Source organism: Xanthomonas sp. WHRI 7064 (genome assembly GCF_040202355.2).
GTDB classification, from domain to species: Bacteria; Pseudomonadota; Gammaproteobacteria; order Xanthomonadales; family Xanthomonadaceae; genus Xanthomonas; species Xanthomonas arboricola.
The window spans coordinates 794,556-812,106 of record NZ_CP167821.1; the positions used below are offsets into that span (position 1 = coordinate 794,556).

Annotated in this window: 14 protein-coding genes; 7 read left to right on the forward strand and 7 right to left on the reverse strand. The window is 66.5% G+C overall.

Going from position 1 to position 17,551, the window contains the following annotated elements; all coding sequences use genetic code 11:
- Nucleotides 1–207 precede the first annotated feature (207 nt).
- On the reverse strand, nucleotides 208–2,532 hold the full coding sequence (locus tag ABQY74_RS03455) for a DPP IV N-terminal domain-containing protein (RefSeq protein ID WP_349793403.1): 2,325 nt from the start codon (nucleotides 2,530–2,532) through the stop codon (nucleotides 208–210).
- Nucleotides 2,533–2,935: 403 nt separating this feature from the next.
- On the opposite strand from ABQY74_RS03455, the gene ABQY74_RS03460 reads away from it, so the two are divergent.
- Nucleotides 2,936–4,369, forward strand: coding sequence for a GAD-like domain-containing protein (locus tag ABQY74_RS03460; RefSeq protein WP_349793405.1), 1,434 nt, complete (start codon nucleotides 2,936–2,938; stop codon nucleotides 4,367–4,369).
- Nucleotides 4,370–4,419: 50 nt separating this feature from the next.
- On the opposite strand, the gene ABQY74_RS03465 is transcribed toward ABQY74_RS03460, so the two are convergent.
- Entirely contained in the window at nucleotides 4,420–5,511 is a 1,092-nt protein-coding gene (locus ABQY74_RS03465; protein ID WP_349793407.1) for a DUF1615 domain-containing protein, read from the reverse strand.
- Nucleotides 5,512–5,950: 439 nt separating this feature from the next.
- Here ABQY74_RS03465 and ABQY74_RS03470 point away from each other — a divergent pair, with 439 nt between their 5' ends.
- The 3 genes from ABQY74_RS03470 to ABQY74_RS03480 all read left to right on the forward strand — a co-directional run bounded on the left by ABQY74_RS03470 (nucleotide 5,951) and on the right by ABQY74_RS03480 (nucleotide 9,732).
- Nucleotides 5,951–7,825, forward strand: a complete 1,875-nt coding sequence (locus tag ABQY74_RS03470; protein WP_024937818.1) for a diguanylate cyclase — start codon at nucleotides 5,951–5,953, stop codon at nucleotides 7,823–7,825.
- 140 nt (nucleotides 7,826–7,965) lie between these two features.
- On the forward strand, nucleotides 7,966–8,406 hold the full coding sequence (locus ABQY74_RS03475) for an Rrf2 family transcriptional regulator (protein ID WP_349793490.1): 441 nt from the start codon (nucleotides 7,966–7,968) through the stop codon (nucleotides 8,404–8,406).
- Nucleotides 8,407–8,832: 426 nt separating this feature from the next.
- Entirely contained in the window at nucleotides 8,833–9,732 is a 900-nt protein-coding gene (locus tag ABQY74_RS03480; protein WP_349793410.1) for an NAD(P)/FAD-dependent oxidoreductase, read from the forward strand.
- Nucleotides 9,733–9,796: 64 nt separating this feature from the next.
- Here the strand turns inward: ABQY74_RS03480 and ABQY74_RS03485 are convergent, their stop codons facing one another.
- On the reverse strand, nucleotides 9,797–10,342 hold the full coding sequence (locus ABQY74_RS03485) for a hypothetical protein (protein ID WP_024937815.1): 546 nt from the start codon (nucleotides 10,340–10,342) through the stop codon (nucleotides 9,797–9,799).
- 308 nt (nucleotides 10,343–10,650) lie between these two features.
- Here ABQY74_RS03485 and ABQY74_RS03490 point away from each other — a divergent pair, with 308 nt between their 5' ends.
- A complete protein-coding gene (locus ABQY74_RS03490) occupies nucleotides 10,651–10,974 on the forward strand; it encodes a hypothetical protein (RefSeq protein ID WP_230584020.1) in 324 nt (107 codons plus the stop codon).
- Nucleotides 10,975–11,135: 161 nt separating this feature from the next.
- On the opposite strand, the gene ABQY74_RS03495 is transcribed toward ABQY74_RS03490, so the two are convergent.
- Nucleotides 11,136–11,690 carry a hypothetical protein gene (locus ABQY74_RS03495; protein WP_039531050.1) on the reverse strand — a complete coding sequence of 185 codons (555 nt, stop codon included), beginning with the start codon at nucleotides 11,688–11,690 and terminating at the stop codon, nucleotides 11,136–11,138.
- A 206-nt stretch (nucleotides 11,691–11,896) separates the two neighbouring features.
- Complete coding sequence (locus tag ABQY74_RS03500) at nucleotides 11,897–12,748, reverse strand: SAM-dependent methyltransferase (RefSeq protein ID WP_039531047.1); 852 nt, start codon at nucleotides 12,746–12,748, stop codon at nucleotides 11,897–11,899.
- Between the two features lie 304 nt (nucleotides 12,749–13,052).
- On the opposite strand from ABQY74_RS03500, the gene ABQY74_RS03505 reads away from it, so the two are divergent.
- Nucleotides 13,053–13,928 (forward strand): DMT family transporter, encoded by an 876-nt coding sequence (locus ABQY74_RS03505; RefSeq protein ID WP_016902964.1) that lies wholly within the window; start codon nucleotides 13,053–13,055, stop codon nucleotides 13,926–13,928.
- A gap of 115 nt (nucleotides 13,929–14,043) precedes the next feature.
- Here ABQY74_RS03505 and ABQY74_RS03510 read toward each other — a convergent pair whose 3' ends face one another.
- Entirely contained in the window at nucleotides 14,044–14,841 is a 798-nt protein-coding gene (locus tag ABQY74_RS03510) for a transporter substrate-binding domain-containing protein (protein WP_349793413.1), read from the reverse strand.
- Nucleotides 14,842–14,996: 155 nt separating this feature from the next.
- Between ABQY74_RS03510 and ABQY74_RS03515 the strand changes: the two genes are divergently transcribed.
- Nucleotides 14,997–15,212: a hypothetical protein gene (locus ABQY74_RS03515; RefSeq protein ID WP_024937810.1), complete on the forward strand. Its 216-nt coding sequence runs from the start codon at nucleotides 14,997–14,999 to the stop codon at nucleotides 15,210–15,212.
- Between the two features lie 127 nt (nucleotides 15,213–15,339).
- On the opposite strand, the gene ABQY74_RS03520 is transcribed toward ABQY74_RS03515, so the two are convergent.
- Nucleotides 15,340–17,112, reverse strand: coding sequence for an expansin EXLX1 family cellulose-binding protein (locus ABQY74_RS03520; protein WP_349793415.1), 1,773 nt, complete (start codon nucleotides 17,110–17,112; stop codon nucleotides 15,340–15,342).
- Nucleotides 17,113–17,551: the final 439 nt, after the last annotated feature.

The following is a 17,551-nucleotide window of genomic DNA, read 5'->3' on the forward strand; positions in this document are numbered from 1 at the left end:
CCGTCAGCCCGCCATCTGAAGCGCGTCGGCGGCCAGCGATGTTCCACTTGCCGGTGCACAGCGCAGTCGTCATCAGCAGGTTCCAGCGCTGTGGAAGCGTACAGCGCCAGCACGTACGGCCGGCGCCACCCCGAGTGGCACGTGTGGCGGTTCGTTGTCTGCACGTTGCTGCATTGGCGTTCTAAGGAGAGGTGCCGTGCACACCGCTCAGTTCTTGGGCATCGGCTTCATCTGGTAGTCGGCCGGTGGCGTGGCGCCGAGCAGGTGTTGCACGAAATAGTCCCAGCGGCGGCGGCTGACATACGGGGTGAGCTCGCCATAGCCGTGCTTGGCATTGGGCAGCATCAGCATGTCGAAGCTCTTGTTGGTCTTGATCAGGGCATCGGCCACCAGCAGGGTGAGATACGGCGGCACGTTGTCGTCCAGGGTGCCGTGCACCAGCATCAGCTTGCCCTTGAGTTTGCTGGCGTGGGTGGCGTTGGCCTGGTCGTCGTAGTTGGAGCTGCCGTCTTTGTTGACGATGTGCTCGCCGTGATACTTCTCGGCCCAGTCGTCCTCGTAGCCGCGGTTGTCGTGGTTGCCGCTTTCCGACCAGGCCACCTTGAAGAAGTCCGGGTAGCGCAGCATCGCGGCGGTGGATGCATTGCCGCCGCCGGAATGGCCCCAGATACCGACGCGGCCCAGGTCGATCCACGGATAGCGCTGGCCCAGTTCCTTCAGGCCGGCCACCTGGTCGGGCAGGGTGTTGTCACCCATGTTGGCGTACCAGGTGTCGTGGAAGGTCTTGGAGCGCCACGGTGTGCCCATGCCGTCGATGGCGACCACGATGAAACCCAGCTCTGCCAGCGATTGATTGTCGCCATGGCCGGCAAGGAAACTGCGGCCGCGGACCGAGCCGGTCTGCGGGCCGGGATAGACGTAATCGATGATCGGGTACTTGCGCGCCGGGTCGAAGTTGCTGGGCTTGAACATCAGGCCGTACAGCGTGGTCTTGCCATCGCGCGCCTTGACCGTGATCGGCTCCGGCGGCACCCAGCCGGCCGCCTTGAGGCGGCTGATGTCGGCAGTGGCGATCGTGCTGACCGTGCGTCCGTCGCCGGCATCGCGCAGCAGCGTGATCGGTGGCGTGACCGAGGTGGAGTAGGTATCGACAAAGCGGGCGCCATCGGGCGCCAGCGCAATGCTGTGATCGGCGACTTCTGGCGTGAGCAGCACCGGCTCACCACCGTCCAGGCTCACCTTCCACAGCTGCTGGTAATACGGGTCCACGCCCGGGCTGCGGCCGACGCCGACAAACCACGCAGTGCGTGTCACCGGGTCCACGCGCAGCAGTTCGGTGACGTTGCCCTCGCCGCTGGTGATCGCGCGCTTGGGCTTGCCGGTGGCCAGGTCGTAGAGATACAGCTGGCCCCAATCGCTGCGCTCGGAAAACCACACCGCCTCGTTGCTGCCGGGCAGGTACGCCCAGTTGGCGGCGACCTGGCCGCTTTCGTAATAGGTCTTGGCGGTTTCGTCGAAGGCGGTGCGCACGTCGCCGGTGGCGACATCGGCAATGCGCAACCAGGCCTGCTTGTGGAAGCGCGAGGTGGAGACGAAGGCCAGCGTCTTGCCGTCCGGCGCCCACTTCACATCGTCCCACAGGCCCGGCGAGCAGCTGACGTCATCGCACAGGGTGGAGCGGTGCTGGTCGGGCGGCAGTTTCAAGCGCAGCACGCTGCGCGTGGGCACGTCGATGACCACGCGCTCGATCATGGTCACGTCCTTGTCGCCGGCCAGCGGGTATTTCCACGACTGCAGTTCCGGATGCCCGAGCTTGGTGCTGACCAGGTACATGTCGCCGGTCTTGCGCTGGTCCTGCTGGAAGGTGGCGATCTTGCGCGAGTCCGGCGACCACGCAACGATGGCGTTGTCGCTGTGCTGCCAGCCGGCGTTGTCGGTGGCGTAGCCGAAGTTTTCCACGCCGTCGCGGGTGAGCTGGGTCTCCTGGCCGCTGGCAAGATCGCGCACCCACAGGTTCCAGTTGCGGATGAAGGCTTCGCTGCGCTTGTCCGGCGACAGCACGCCCGGCTCGGCCTTGTCCTTTGCGTACAGCTTGCTGCAGCGCGCACGCGCATCGCAGACCACGGCGGTGTCGCGCACGTTGAGGCGGTAGCGGCCATCGGCGGTGCGCTTGACCACCGGGGCGAAGGTGTCGGCCTTGAGCGGCTTGTCGCCGGTCTTGAGCAGCGTATTGAGCGAGGCGACCAATGCGGACTGCTTGAAGATCGGCGCGCTCTTGCCGGTGGCGGTGTCCAGCTGCAACAGCTGGTTGCCCTTGGCATCGTGGTCGACATAGACCACGTGGGTGGCGTCCAGCCAGTCGATGCGGGTGGCCTGGTGATCGACCAGCGGTTGCGCCAGATAGCTGGTGAGGCGCTCGGCGCGGGCGTAGTCGGCCTCGGTGACAGCAGGCGTCTGTGCGCTGGCGAGTGCCGGCAGGGTGGCCAGGGCGATGGCGACGAACAGCTGCCGCAACGGCAATGGGGTGGGCATGAAAGACTCTCCGGGACGAAAGGAGCGCGCAACGCGGTCGGCGCGACCGTCCGATGCTACCCGCCAGATGGGCCGGGCGCCTCTGCCAGAAGTCGTGTTCGCGCCATTGTCGACTGGTGCGGGCCGCACGCGTTTCGGTGATCGAAGCGGGGCGGACCTGTGATGGAGCGATTGCCGAGCGCATCGGCCGGTCCGGCACCGCCACAGCGTGACCGATGAGGTTCGTCGAACGCGATGCCCATCGAGGCAGATCACACCCGTGGACCGCACGCGCGCCGGTGATCGGCCAGCCACTGACTGCGGGAATGTCCCGGCATGAACTACGCTTCCCGGCGTCCACACAGGGCCATTGGGCACGATTTGGGTTTACTGAATGCACGCAACGTTGACTGGAGGCCGTCTGATGTCATGGTTCCGCCGCTTGGCACTGTCCCCCTTTATCAAGGCGCACCCGCCGCGCAAGACGCAGCCTGCCCCGGCGGACCTGATTGCCGCCTATGCGCCGGTGCTGCCTGCCAGCCTGCTTGAACTCTGGCGCCAAAAAGGACTGGGGCACTATGGCGACATGCAACTCGCGCTGATCGACCCCCGGCAATGGCAACCGGTGCTGGATCGCTGGATCGTCTCGCCACCCGATGCGGTGCGGCGTATTCCGATCGCGCTCACCCCCTTCGGCGCGCTGCTGTACTACCGCAAGCTGACCGCCACCGACGAAGACGTGGTCTACCTGGACCCGGTCTCCAAAGCCGCCGCTGACCTGAGCTGGAGCCTGGACGACTTCTTCAACCAGTCCCTGTGCGAGGCGGAATTCTGCGACTCCCTGATCCCATCGGCCCTGCTCGCCGCCGCGCGCAAAGAGTGCGGCGCACTGGCTGCGGGCGAGGTCTACGAGATCGATCAGATGATGTTTTCGATGCAGATGTTGCGGGTCAACAAGGTCGATGCGTTGGCGCTGCACAGCCGACTTCGCGATGCTGTCGACGGCCCTGCAACCGTTGCCGATGCACCTACGACCAATGGCGAGGCATTGCCCGCAGAGCAGCGCCCTATGTTCGAGGGCATCTTCAACGCGCCACAGTGCAGCAATGACCTGCACGGCGTGTACCTGTCGTCTTACATCGATTGGCATCGCATGCTGGCGATCGAGCCCAACGGGCAGTATCGCCTGCTGTTCTGGAAAATCGATCATCGCAGCCTTGCACGCACCGATGTGCGTGCGTATGCGGGCCGCTACGAGGTAACGCATACCGAGATTGGCGACGAACACGTGACGCTCGATATTCGGTTGCGCAGCGACTCCAGTGGTAGCGATGCCAACGATGCGCAGCTGGTGGTCATGCGCTCGGGGACCGACATGTTCCTGCTGCGCGCCGACGAGCTGGCAGACATGGCAACGGCCATGGATGGCTCGAAAACGCTGGGCCGCAGCGAGTACTACTTTCGCAAGGTGGGGTTGGGCGATGCATTTGTCGAGGAGCCATCCGGTGGACGCGCTGCGCCCCCGCTTGCCGATCTTCCACGCGCGTTACAGCAATGGGTGACTGCCGAAGCGATCATCGCCACCATCACCCATGTGGACGACGTCGACCTGGACGCTGAAGACGACGGCGCCGGCACCGTCATGTGCACACTGGACCGAGGCCAGGACGATGGGCTGCGCATGAACATGCCGCTGCGCTCGCCGCCAGACACCGGGCGCGCCCTGTATGGCTGGGTCTGGGAGATGCACCCTGCCGCGTGTCGGGTCGGCATCAACTATCAACGCGGTAGCGATGGCAAGGTGGAACATGGTCCTGTTGTCGGCGATGTGTTGACCAGTCGCCTGAGCGGGGAATGAGATGGCGATGCGCAGCGCAGGCAGTGCTCGCAGCGCGGCAAGCCAGTCGCTTACTTACCCATGCAGCGCTTCCAGCGCTCGTTCACGCGTTGCGCGAACCAGGCGGTGGTGAGGGTGCGGGTGATCTTGGGGCTTTCCAGCGTGATGCCGGGCAGCACCGCGCGCGGCAGCGGCTTGCCGGCACTGCGCTCGGCCAGCGCGAATACCTGGCGATAGAGCTCGGTGTCTTCGAAATCGGCAGAGTTGCCGGCTTCCAGGGCGCGGCGTAGCTGCCGGTCGCTCATCGCCAGCTGGCTGCCCAGGGCGCGTGCGGCGCGCTCGGTGCCGCCGGGTGCATCCAGACCGGCGCCCGGTGTCAGCAGGTCGCCGTCCAGGGTCAGCGCGATGCCGCTGGCCTTGCTCAGCGCCGCCTGGAAGGCGGCATTGCGGCTGGCGTACCAGCCGGCATTGAAGTCGGCAAAGCGGTACAGCAGGGCGTCGTAACTGGCCGGATACCCGAGCAGGTGCCTGGTGCCGAACCACAGCCCGCCGCGACGGCTGAACACCTCGTGGCGGATCGAGTCGCCGGGCGGATACGGGTAGCGCTCGGCATGCTGCTCGGCAAACGCGATGCTGACCTGCATCGGCCCGGCGGTATGCACCGGGTTGAGCCCGTCGAACAAACGCGCGCCCAGCGGCACGCTGCCGGTGAAGTCTTCGAAGATGCGGCTCAGCTCCTGCTCGGTGCGCGCGCTCGCGATGCGCGTGGCATAGCTGCGGCCGTCGGGCGAGTCGATGCGCAGGGCGGCATCGACCATGAAGCCGGGGATGTGATGCGTGCTGGCGCGGCGGTCGATCTCGGCGCGCGAAATCTTGCCGAGATTGGGTACCACCGGGTTGGCCTGGTAGGTCGACTCCTGCTCGGTCACCGCCAGCACCGCGCAGATGTGCTCGGCGCTGGTGTCCAGGCCCTGCGAGGACAGCGCCACGTAGACATCGTCGGCCCAGCCGTTGCGATCGCCCAGCGTGGCCGGCAGGCGCCGCGCGATGTCGGCCTTGACCGCGTCCGGGGAGCGCTGTGGCGCATGCGGTGCCTGGGTGGCGCAGGCCGACAGCAAGGCGACGGCGAGCAGCGTGAGCAGGCGGGGCAGGCGGGATGTCACGGCGTCTCCAGGATCCGGGGGGCGGCAGCAGCTGCCGTGCTGCAGTTTACGTGGCTGGCGCTGGGTGGTTGCATTTGGCGATGTGCGGCAGCCGCGACGGCGCGGGTCGCCCGCCGGGCCGCAGCGCTTGCCAAGGGGCATGGCCGCAGGCCGCGGTCATGCGATCTGCAGGCCGATTCAAGCCCGCTGCACGCAGGCCGCTAACGCTCTTGAGGCATAGCGTGGCGATCACATGACCTGCCGTGTTCGCCGGTCATCATGACCGCGTTTTTTGCATCGAAGTGGCGTCAGTCAGACGCCGACATCGCCCCGATTCCACCGCCAGCCAACCATGGGAGAGCTCGAGTGCCGCAGCAACCAGCAAACCCGATGCGGGCCGGGCGGCGTGTCTTGTGCACGGCAGCCATGCGGTGTGACTCATCGTCGCCGTGAGGTGTCGATGAGCAGTGCGACGCCACGCTGGCGGCGCATGGTCGTGGGGATGGCTGCAATGCTGTTCAGCGCGGCGCTGTGGGCGCAGCCGCAGCCGTGGAAGAGCATCGAGACCGCCGCGATCGACGACCCCAGGGCCGCCTTGCAGGCCGCCCAGGCTGCGTTCGAGCGTGCCCGCAGCGATGGCGACGCCGATGCGCAGTTCTGGGCCTCGCTGGCGCAGGCGCGGGTGCTGATTTCGCTGGAAGAGACCGAGCGCCGCCAGACAGCACTGGCCCAGGCGCATGCGCTGCTGGAACGGGTGCGCGGCAACGCGGCGCAGGCGCAGCTGTGGCTGGCGATCGTGCAGGCGCTCAGCGATGTGCGCGAGAGCCCCAACCGCGGCATGCTGGCGCGGCTGGAAGCGCTGCGTCAGCAGGCGCGCGCGCTGGGGCGCAACGATCTGCTGTGCGAGATCGAAGCGGTCGACATGTGGAGCATGCTCGCCTCCGGCAGCAGCGACGAGGCCTGGAACGCGGCGCAGGCCAGCTACCAGTGCGCGGTGCGCGAGCACAGCTTGAGCCTGGAGCTGGATGCCTTGACCCAGCTCGGCTCGCTGGCCAGCCGCGTGGGCGGCCGTTCGGCGGAAGACAACGATGCCGAGGACTATCTGCAGCGCGCCCTGGCGCGCCTGCGCGGCCAGCCGGCACGCTTCCAGCGCAGCCTGATCGAATACGAATACGGCACCTCGCTGGCAGCGCAGCAGCCGGACGCGTCGCTGCTGCATTTCAGGCGCGCGCTGGCGCTCAGCCGCGAGCTGGGCGATCAGGCTGGCGTGGCCGCGGCATTGACCAGCGCCAGCGAGGTGCTGATCGACGCCGGCGATGCCACCGCGGCACTGGCAATGGCGCGCGAGGCGCTGCCGTTGATGCAACGCCAGGGCAATGTCGGCCGCGTGGCCGCCTGCCATGCGGTGTTGTTGCGGGCATTGACCGCGCTCAAGGCCGGCAGCCTCGGCATGGAGATCATCGCGGCCAGGGCAGCGGACGACCCCAATCTGCCGTTGGTGCGGCGCGCGCGACTGCTCGATGCCATCGCCCAGGCACTGGCAGCGGAGGGGCGGCATGCTGAGGCCTACCAGGAACTGCAGCGCGCCAACACGCTGCGCGCGCAGAGCCTGGATCGCCAGCGCGACACCGTGATGCTGCGCCTGCAGGCGCGTTATGAAGATGCGCGCCGCGGCGCGGAAACCGCCGAGCTGCGCCGCCGCAGCGAGACCGCGCAACTGGCATTGCAGGCCCGCGAAGCCGGTCAACGCGCCTTGTGGATTGCGTTATGCGCGGCATGCCTGCTATTGCTGGGCGCGCTGGTGGTGCTGGCCTTCGGTGCGCGCCACCGGCGACAACTCTCGCGGCTGGCGATGCGCGACGAACTCACCGGCCTGCCCAATCGCCGCGCCATTCGTGCCGAGGCGCAGCAGCAGGTCGAGCAATCGGTGCGCTCGCAGGTCCCGTGCATGCTGGCATTGATCGATCTGGACCACTTCAAGCTGATCAACGACATGCATGGCCACGCCGCCGGCGATGCCGTGCTCAAGGCGCTTGCCAGCGCCTCCAGGCTGGCGCTGCGCACGCAGGATCGGCTGGGCCGGCTGGGTGGCGAAGAGTTCCTGCTGGTGCTGCCGGGCTGCAGTGCAGAGGAGATTCCGGCGGTGTTCGCACGGCTGCGCAACGCGGTGGCCGCGATCGAGATCGCCGGCCTGCCCGCCGACCAGCCGGTGCGCTTCTGCATGGGCGCAGTGAGCGTCACTGCGGGGAGCGGCCTGGATGTGCTGCTGGGGCAGGCCGATCTTGCGCTGTACGCCGCCAAGACCGCCGGGCGCGATCAATGGGCGGTGGTTTGACTGCCGCATGCGCGGCTGCGCGGCGCCGGCTGCGACATCTGCGCGGGGCTGCGGCACAATCGTGCGGTGGCGCCGCCACGTTGCCTTCCGTCGATTGAGCGAACCGAGACCGCGTGCGAACCGATAGCCGCCTTTCCCGCATGCTGCATGTGCTGTTGCACATGGCCAGAAGCCAGCAGCCGATGACCTCCGAGCAGATCGCCGGCATGCTGTCGACCAATGCGGTGGTGGTGCGTCGGACCATGGCCGGCTTGCGTGCTGCCGGCTACGTGCAGTCGAGCAAGGGCCACAAGGGTGGCTGGCATATCGCATGCGACCTGACCCAGGTGACATTGCTGGACGTGCACCGTGCAGTGGGCGGCCCGCATCTGTTTGCGATCGGCGCCGATCACCCCAACCCGCAATGTGGCGTGGAGCGTGTGGTCAACGCAGCCATCGCCGACGCGCTGGCCGAGGCACAAACCGTGTTGCTGCAGCGCCTGGGCACGGTGACGCTGGCAACGCTGGCGGACGAGTTCGATGCGCTGTGCACGGCAGCCTCGCTGCCTGCCGGTCTGCCGACAGGCAAACGCAGGCGCTGACGCACACCAGCTGTTGCATACGCCGTTGTACATGGCGTGCAGCCGGGATGGCAGGCACGCGGTGTGCCCGCGCTTGCAGTCCCATGCGGCGCGTATGCATGCGCTTTGCGGCAGATGGTCGGCATCGATCGCAGACGGGGCGCGCTTAGCCTGGCGCAGTTGCCAGGACGCTGTCGTTCCCGACATTGCGTGTATGTTCGCACCCGCGCAGCACCGCCACGCCGCATTGTCCATTGCTTTCAGGCGATGACGCGAACCGAAGCCGATCACGGCAAGCGCGACAGCAGTCGGCGCATTAGCGCTGGGTCGCACACGCAATCCGTCAGCCATCGAGCAGGTAACCACGTCAGCACAGCGCGGTTGAATCGCCGGCCTTTTAATGTAACATCGAAAAGTACATAAAGCGGATTTCAACCGGGAGCGGACATGCAGCACGACGTGATCATCATTGGAGGCAGCTATGCCGGACTGTCGGCCGGGCTGCAGCTGGCGCGTGCCCGGCGCGCGGTCCTGGTGATCGATAGCGGCCAGCGCCGCAATCGCTTTGCCACCACCTCGCACGGGTTTCTCAGCCGCGACGGTGCATCACCTGCGCAGATTGCCGAGGCGGGACGCGCGCAGCTGCTGGCCTATCCGAGCGTGCAATGGTCCGACGGCCAGGTGACACGGCTACGCGGCGAGGCGGAAGCCTTCGAGGTGACGCTGGCCGATGGCTCCACGCATACCGCGCGTCGCCTTGTCCTGGCGATGGGGGTGGTCGATCGTCTGCCGGCACTGGCCGGCCTGGTAGAGCGCTGGGGCACGCAGGTGTTCGCCTGCCCGTATTGCCACGGCTATGAGCTGGGCCAGGGCCGCATCGGCGTGCTCGCCACCTCCGCCTTTGCGATGCATCAGGCGGCCATGCTGCCGGACTGGGGCACAACACAGCTGTTCTTGAACGACGCGGTGGTGCTGGACGAGGCGCAGCACGCGCAATTGCAGGCACGTGGCGTGCACGTGGTGGGCGGCGCAGTGGCGGCGCTGCAAGGCGATGGCGACGTGCTGGAGCTGGTGTTACGCGATGGGCAGGTCTGCGCGCTGGATGGCCTGTTCATCACCACCCAGACAGAGCTCAGTGCCTTGGTCGCACCGCTGGGCTGCAGCACCAGCGATGGGCCGCTGGGCCGTCATATCGCGGTGGATGCCATGCAGGCCACCTCGGTGCCGGGCATCGCTGCCTGCGGTGATGTGGCCAACCCGGCGGCATCGATCGCCTTTGCGGTTGCCAGCGGCGCAATGGCCGGCGTGGCAACGCATCGCTCGTTGATGTTCGGTCTGAGCAACTGAGCGGCGTGTTGCGATCGCCCCTGCAGACCATGTCGGCCTGCAGGGTTGATCGCGGCTGCGCTGCTTACTGGCTGACTTCCTGCATCGCAATCTTGTGCTGCTTGGAGTACGCGCGCTGCGCGGTATTCAGCGCTTCCATATCGGTGTTGAGCTGGGCGGACACGGTTTCCAGATCCTTGGCCAACGGCGCCAGCTCGGCGTTGCCGTAGCCGTTGGGCAGGGCGGCCACGCGTTCGAGCGCGGCCATCATCGCGTCGGCACTCTTGAGGTAGGCCGACAGCTTGCCGTCCAGGTCCTTGGCGTTGTCGGGCACGCCCGAGGCCACGGCGGTATTGGCCTGCGCGTTGGCGGCCAGTGCCTTGCGCTGGCTGCCCAGTGCGGTCTTGTAGCTGTCCAGCGGCTTGTGCGCGACGGCATCGGCCACCAGGCTCTGCCCGCGATCGCCCGACACCCACGGGTCGATGATGGTGACCGCGCCATTCCAGACCGAGATGTTGTGCAGCAGGTAGTCGCTGGAGGAGAGCTTTGAGGCGCCGGTGGTGGTACCGCCACCGCAGGAAGCCAGCAGCAGACTGAAAGAGACAAGCAGGAAGGTGGTGAACGTCTTCAAAGCGAAAGATCCTTGGTACGAGGCCGTTGTTGCCACTGCATGGCGAAGACGGCAAAAACCCCAAGGAAGCGCCCGGACAATCCATGTTGCATTGTTGCTGGCCATCTTCCCTGAGACGAATGCAGCGTGGAGCATTCCATTCACTCTGAGCGAGTGCGCTGCGCCATCAGTATAGCGGCCGCGCTCAGCCGGCAGGTGAGTGTCATGCGCTCGTTGCGCGACCACCAGGTGCTGCATGCGTGCGATGGATGGCCTCGGCCGGTTGCGCTGCGCGTACACTGCGCCGCCACCATCGAACCGATGCCTGCGTGAAAAAGAAGCGGCCCAAATCACCGCCACCTGCGCCAGCTCCCGCAGCGTCCCGGATCCACGAATGGATCATCGGCGGGGGAGCCGTTGTGGTGGCGATCGCCTGTTGCATGCGGCTGTGGCTGGTGCTGGAGGCGATCGTCACGGGGCGCTATATCAGCGTCATCCGCGGCCGGCCGACCAGGATCTTCTACGCGGATGCAGACCCGCAGCGGTTCTGGATCGCCGTCTGCTGGGATGCGTTGCTGACCAGTGTGCCGTTGGCGCTCATCGCCTGGTTCACCTACGTTGCCTGGACCACGTACCGACGCGGCAGGCGATGACCTGCGCGGTGGTTGCACAGCATGCGCAACTGCGGTGCCGCGCTGTCGACGACGACGCGGCTGCGCAGGCGTGCGGCAAGCCGCTGTTTGGTACTCAGCCGTCGGGTCACAAGGCCGTGGCAACCGTTTGCGCCGATCGACGCCTGCGCCTCATGCGGCCATCAGGGCTGTGTCTGCTTTTGCTTTTGCTTGCGTGATGGCGGCTGCGTCTCGCGCTTGGGCCAGGTGTCATAGCTGTAGACGAACTGCTTCTGATCGCCTCCCATGGTCGGGTCGCAGTGCCAGGAAGTGGCGACGCTGCCGGGTTCCAGCACGCCATCGACTTCGCGCACGGCCTGCGCTTCGAACGCGCAGATCGCCCCGTACAGCTTGATATCCCAGTCCGGCGCAGAGGTGGGGTGGGCATGTTGCACCAGCACGATGTCGCTGCCGTGGAAGTGGTGCACCTGGGCGCCGTGTTCGCGATTGATGCTGAAGTAGCACGGTGCGCCGATGCCCAGCGGGAGCACTTCGTCATCGCGCAGGATTGCGCACTTGCCGGCGTGTTCGCCCAGGTGAATCGTACGCCCGGCAAGGACCGCGGTGGTCACCGGATGGCGGGTGGTGACTTCGGACATGGGCTGCGGCGGCGACGACGTCTGCGGCGCGGTCTGCGCGTGTGCGCCGGTCATCACCAACAGCGCGGCGAGCAACCAGGTCGGAAAGCGGATGCGCATGCAACGTCCTTGTCGTGGGCGCTGCAGTATCGCAGATCCGTTTGCTGGTCAGGCGTGGCTGGCAAACCGGCTGCACTCCAGTCAGACGGAGGCGGCCAGCGCCCGGGTCGGCATCTGTCTGCTGCATTGCGGCTTCGCGTGCAGCGCCGACCTGCAGCTGGCCGCGACCGATCCGCGTGTTTTCAGTTGCCGCAAAAATCCTGCAATCAGCGCCGCGCCGGCAGCGTTGCCAGCACACCATCCAGCGCCAGTTGCGTGCTGAAGCCGGCCTTGCTCAGGCGTTTGCTCACTTCGTTGGGCACATCGCGCCCGCTGGTGAGCCGGTTGGGCGCGCCGGTGTAATGGAACAGGCGCCCGCCACGACGCAACACCCGCGCCAGCTGGTCGTAGAACAGCTGCGAATACAGCTCGCCGGCAATGCCGAAGCGCGGCGGGTCGTGCAGGATGGCATCGACCGAATCGTCTGCCAGCGTGGTGATGTGCTGCGAGATATCGGCGTGGGTCAGCTGCAGGCGTCCGCCGTAGGCGGCATCGTCCGGGTCCGGCGACCAGGGATTGAGCGTGCGCAACCACAGCACGTCGGCATTCTTTTCGAACGAGTGCAGCTGCGCCACCCCGGCCTCCAGGCAGCAGGCAGCAAAGTAGCCCAGCCCCCCGCAGGTATCCAGCACGATCTTGCCGCGCGGGTCGACCAGCGCCACCTTGCGGCGCGCATCGTCGAACGGCGACAGCTGCGCCGACGGCAGCATCTTGATGCCATCGATCTCGAAGGTGGGCGCACCCCATTCGGTGGGAACGAGCTTGATCAGCGCACCGCTGAAACGCGAGATCGGGGCGAAATCATCACCGTCCCAGAAGTACAGCGTGCGCTCCTTGAACTTGCCCGGATACGGGTAGCCCCTGCCGCGCCACTGCCAGGTCTGCGCATCCAGCTGCGCGGTGCCGGTACTGCGGCCCAGGTCCAGCGAGCCGGTCCATTGGGTCAGACCACTGCCGCGCGCGGCAAGCAGCGCCTGGGCATCGGAGGAAATGAGTAGTGGGCCGGAGTAGTGGGGCACGAGTCGCTGGTCTGGGTGGGCACGCGTCACGCGCGTTGCGGGTGCGAGGGATAGGCTGGCATCGTAACCGACCCCATCACGCATGCGCATCCAGCGCACCGCCGGCACGATGGCGCAGCCGCGCAGCGGCGCTTATCTGCAGCGACACGAGCCGCCGGGTCGTCTGCAACGGCGTGCTGGTGGCGATGCAGCAGCGTCGTACCCGGATGCATGCGCCGATTCCTCTGACGCACGCCGCACCGCATACTGCGCACTGCCCCCATCGACATGTTGTCCGATTGGCGCCAACCGAGGAGGATCGGCAATGCTGAAGGGTGTGTTGTTGGGGTTTGCCTGTTATGCGGCCTATTCGATCAGCGATGCGTTCGTGAAGCTGCTGGAAGGCACGCTGCCGGTCTATGAAGTGCTGTTTCTCGGTGCACTGCTGATGCTGGTGGCCGTGCCATTTTTGAAGAAGCCGGACGACCGGCTGCGCGAACTGGTAATGGCCAAGCAACCCAGCCTGTGGCTGTTGCGTGCGCTCACCGGTGCCATCGGCAACCTGACCTCGGTGATTGCGTTCACCACCTTGCCGATGGCCGAGGCGTTTGCGCTGATCTTCCTGATGCCGATCTTCGTCACCGTGCTGTCGGTGGTGTTTCTCAAGGAAGAGGTGCACTGGCGGCGCTGGTCGGCGGTGATCGTCGGCTTCATCGGCGTGTTAATCGTGCTGCGCCCGGGCTTTCGCCATCTCACCCACGGGCATGTTGCCGCGATCGTATGCGGCCTGGTCGGTGCGATTTCGGTCATCACGCTGCGCATGGCCGGGCATAGCGAAAAACGCCTGACCTTGTACGGCGCCGGGGTGATCGGCCCGTTGGTGATGGGCGGGATCATGATGTTGCCGACCTTTGTCTGGCCCACGCTGTATCAGTGGGGGCTGTTGGCCGGCTACGGCCTGCTTGCCGGCCTGGCGGCGATCTGTTTGATGTACGCCACGCGCATGGCGCCGGTGAGCGTGGTTGCGCCAACGCAATACAGCCAGATGCTGTGGGCGATCGCCTTCGGCTACCTGCTGTTCCATGACCACCTGGACTGGCCGATGGCGGTCGGCATCGCACTGATTCTGGGCGCGGGCCTGTTCACGCTGATCCGCGAGGAGCAGGTGTCGCGGTGGTGGCGGCGGACCAAGATTGTTTGAGGGCGGCGCTGTGCGCCGCGGGAATGGGGAGTCGGGAATGGGGAATCGGAACGGCGCTGCTTCGAACTGCTGCGCTGCGCTGGATGCTATTACGATTCCCGATTCCCGATTCCCGCTATGGCACAGTGGATTCCTTGCGCGGTGCGCGCCAGGTTTCAACGATGCGCGCATATTCGCCGCTGGCCTTGCTCAGGTGCAGCCACTGGTCGACGTACGCTTTCCAGGGCTGGTCGTTGCGCGGTAGCAGGAAGGCTTTTTCACCGTATTGCAGCGGCTGCTCCGGTGCGATTGCGCACAGGCCGGGCAGGCGTGCCTGCTGGTGGAGCGCTTCGGAGGCGTCGGTGATCATCACGTCCGCGCGCTGCTGCAGCAGCTCCTGGAAGATGGTGGTGTTGTCGGCGAACAGGCGCAGGTGCGCGCGCGGCAATTGTTGGCGCGCGAAGGCCTCGTTGGTGCCGCCGGGCGGTTCGATCACGCGCACCTCGGGGCGATTGAGTTGCGCGAGGCTGCGGTAACGCGCCTGGTCGGCGCAGCGCACCAGCGGAATCTTGCCGTCCACATCCAGCACCGCACTGAAATTGGCCTGGCGTTGCCGTTGCAAGGTGACCGAAATGCCGCCGACTGCGATATCGCAGCGATCGGCGAGCAGGTCGGGCATCAGTTGCGGCCAGCTGGTGCGGACGAACGCCAAGCGCGCGTCCAGGCTGCCGGCCAGCGACTGCGCCAGGGCGATATCACTGCCCTCGAACTGCCCGTCGGCACGCAGCAGCGAATAGGGGCGATAGTCGCCGGTGGTGCAGACCCGCAGCACGCCGGATTGCAGCACCGCATCCAGGCGTGAGGCAGGCTCGGGCGCGGCTGCGTGCGCAAGGCCGCAGCTGAGCAGGAACGCAAGGCAAATGCGATGGCGCATGGCGTGGCCTCGAAAAGATGCGGCCATGATAGTCGTGGCCGATGTGGTGCGGCCGACGTCAACGGCATGTCAGCACGATCCTGCCCGGGATCACGGTGCGGTAGCGCGGCGATGCGCACTGTCGATGCTTCATTCGAACCGATCGGAGTCACCCCATGCAGCTCAATCCACGCACTGCGCGTCCGATGACCACCGCCATTGCCGGGCTGTCGGCACACGGCACGCCCGATCCGGATACCAATGAAGACGAAATCCCGCTGGAAGAACAGACCCCGCAGCAAGGCGGTTTGCGCGAGGAGGTGGGCGATCTGGAAGAAGATGACGATCAGGCACTGCCCGGCCGCGTAGGCGGCGGGCTCGCGGGTGGTTGATGCGGGTGGGTAAACGCGGCTAACCGGGCAATTGGATTAGCCACCGGGTATGCGCGGCCGGCATTAAGATTCTTTCAGCACCGTCTGGAGGTTCCCAGGCCGGATGGTCGAGGGCGCGATGCCCTCGTCAAGGGAACTGCACATGCCCGGGTTCGAAGTACACCGGCTTGTTGCCGTCTTCCGGCAGCGCAGGAATCGTGTCCAGGATGGCCTTGCCACGGATATCGGTGATGCGAATGGACAAGGGCTGGTTGCCGAGCTGCTCGCCAAGGAAGTGGTTGTAATCCATCTTTTGCAGGCTCTTCCAGCTGCTGCCTTGTTTCACCTCAAACTTGACCACCGGGTAGGCGTGATTGCGCACCTGGATCGCCGCCCACCAGCGCGAGCTGCCTTCCTTGATGCGGTATTGCACGTTGCCGGTGGTGGGTGCGCGCACGATCTTCCAGCTGATCGGGATGCGCCCCTGCACGGTGTCGCCGATCGCAGCGAACGCGTTGGGCGATAGATCCACGCCGCCCGATGCGCCCTCCGGATACAGGTCGGTGACGTAGACCACGGTCTTGCCCTTGGACCCGGTCACTTCCAGGTAGGCGCCAGCCAATGCGGCCCTGACCCCGCCGAAGTTCATCTGGGTGGGGTTGAGCGCGGTGATGAAGGCATTGCTCGGAATCGGATCCAGCAAGACCGCACCGCCGGAATAGCCGGAGCTGGTGTAGGTCGCGGTGCCGGTGAAGGTACTGTTCCAGCCGGTGGCCTTGCTGGCATCCGCGGCAGCGGCGGTTTTTGCCGACGGCATGGCGGCGCTGGCGCTCGTCAGCCCCCAGGCCTGCTGCAGGACCTGCAGCTTGTCGGCGCGCGGGCTGCCATCACTGGCGAGCAGGCCACCGTTGTTGGCATTGCCCACCTCCCAGCTGCCGAGCACGGCACTGTGCATGCCGGTGTTGCTCAGATACCCGCTCAGTGCGTGTTGCCATGCCCGGTCGCGTGGATCGCCATCGCCCAGGCCGCCGCCCAGGCTGACCGGCAGCACCGCGTGATCGGCCGAGAATTGTCCGAAATCGCGCTGCCAGCTCGCCGGCAGGCTGCGCGGAAAGTCGGCCGCTGCAAACGCGTCCGCCGCGTCGCGATCCGGCCCGGCCAGCTTCGGCATCAGCAGCAGATGTGCGGGCGGAATGCGCAGCGGCACGCAGGCGAGCGGCTGCAGATTGCTGCCGGCGGCCTTGCGTGCGGAATCGCTGCAGAGCGCGTCGTTGCCCACGCCTTCCACGCCGATCACCCAGGCCGGCGCCTGCTTCAGCACTGCGGCCGCTGCTCGCGCGGCGATGCGGCTCCAGTCGGCGTCTGCCGCATTGCCCGCCCAGTTGGCGTTGCGGTAGCCGCTGCTGCCCAGGTCGATCCCGAGCATGCCAGCGGTGTTGCCGTAGCGGCGCGCAAGCAGGCCCAGGCCATCCATCCAGGCGTCGTGCTGCGTGCCCAGCTGTGGCGCCGCGTCATCGCAAGCGCCATCGGCGAAGGCGAGCAGCACCTGCATGCCGCGTTGGGTGCTGGCGCGCACCACGGCGTCCAGCAGTTGCAGGGAAGTGAGGCCAGCCAGCGCGGGGTCGCCGGCCACCTCGGCGGCGGCCACCGGTCTGGCTTGCAGGGTCGCTGCGCAGATCGGCACGCGCACGGTATTGATGTCCGATGCCTGCATCTGATCCAGCAGTTGCTGCAGCGTATTGCTGCGCAGTCCGGTGGCCACAAGCGCTGCGCGATCGAAGCCGGGCCAGGTCACGCCGCGTACCTGCAGCGCCTGGCCGCGCGCATCGGTGAGGTGTCCGCGTGTGTCGACCTGCACGGCCAGTACGGTCACGGGGGTCAGCAAGGCCAGGCCAAGCAGCAGATGAGCATGAGAGCGCATGGGAGTGTCCTGAGGGATGGCCCGCGCAGGAGACCAGCGATCGTCATCTGCGGTCCGTGCGCCGGGTCAAGGAAGCGGGCAGGAGTGTGGGAGCTGCGGCAGGCAAGCGGCCGCACTGGAATGGGGATCGCGGTTTGTGCGGGATGACGCGCCGCCGTTGTCGGCGGTGTGTGCTGATGCATCGCCGGCCAGCGGCGACCATGCTGCGTTGCGCTGGTGTACGACGTAACGGCAGGCATGGCGCGGACGTGGTCGAAAGGCTGTGCTCGTGCGCTGGCATTACATGTGCGTGCGCTGTGCGAGTAGACAGCGTTGCAACGCACCAGTGCCAGGCAGGGCGATGACTGCTCCGGCGATGCGTTGCGCGCATCCCCGGCGGCTACGGTTCCCGATGAACGCAGCGGCAGACGCACGGATATGCAGCGCACCACGATGGGGC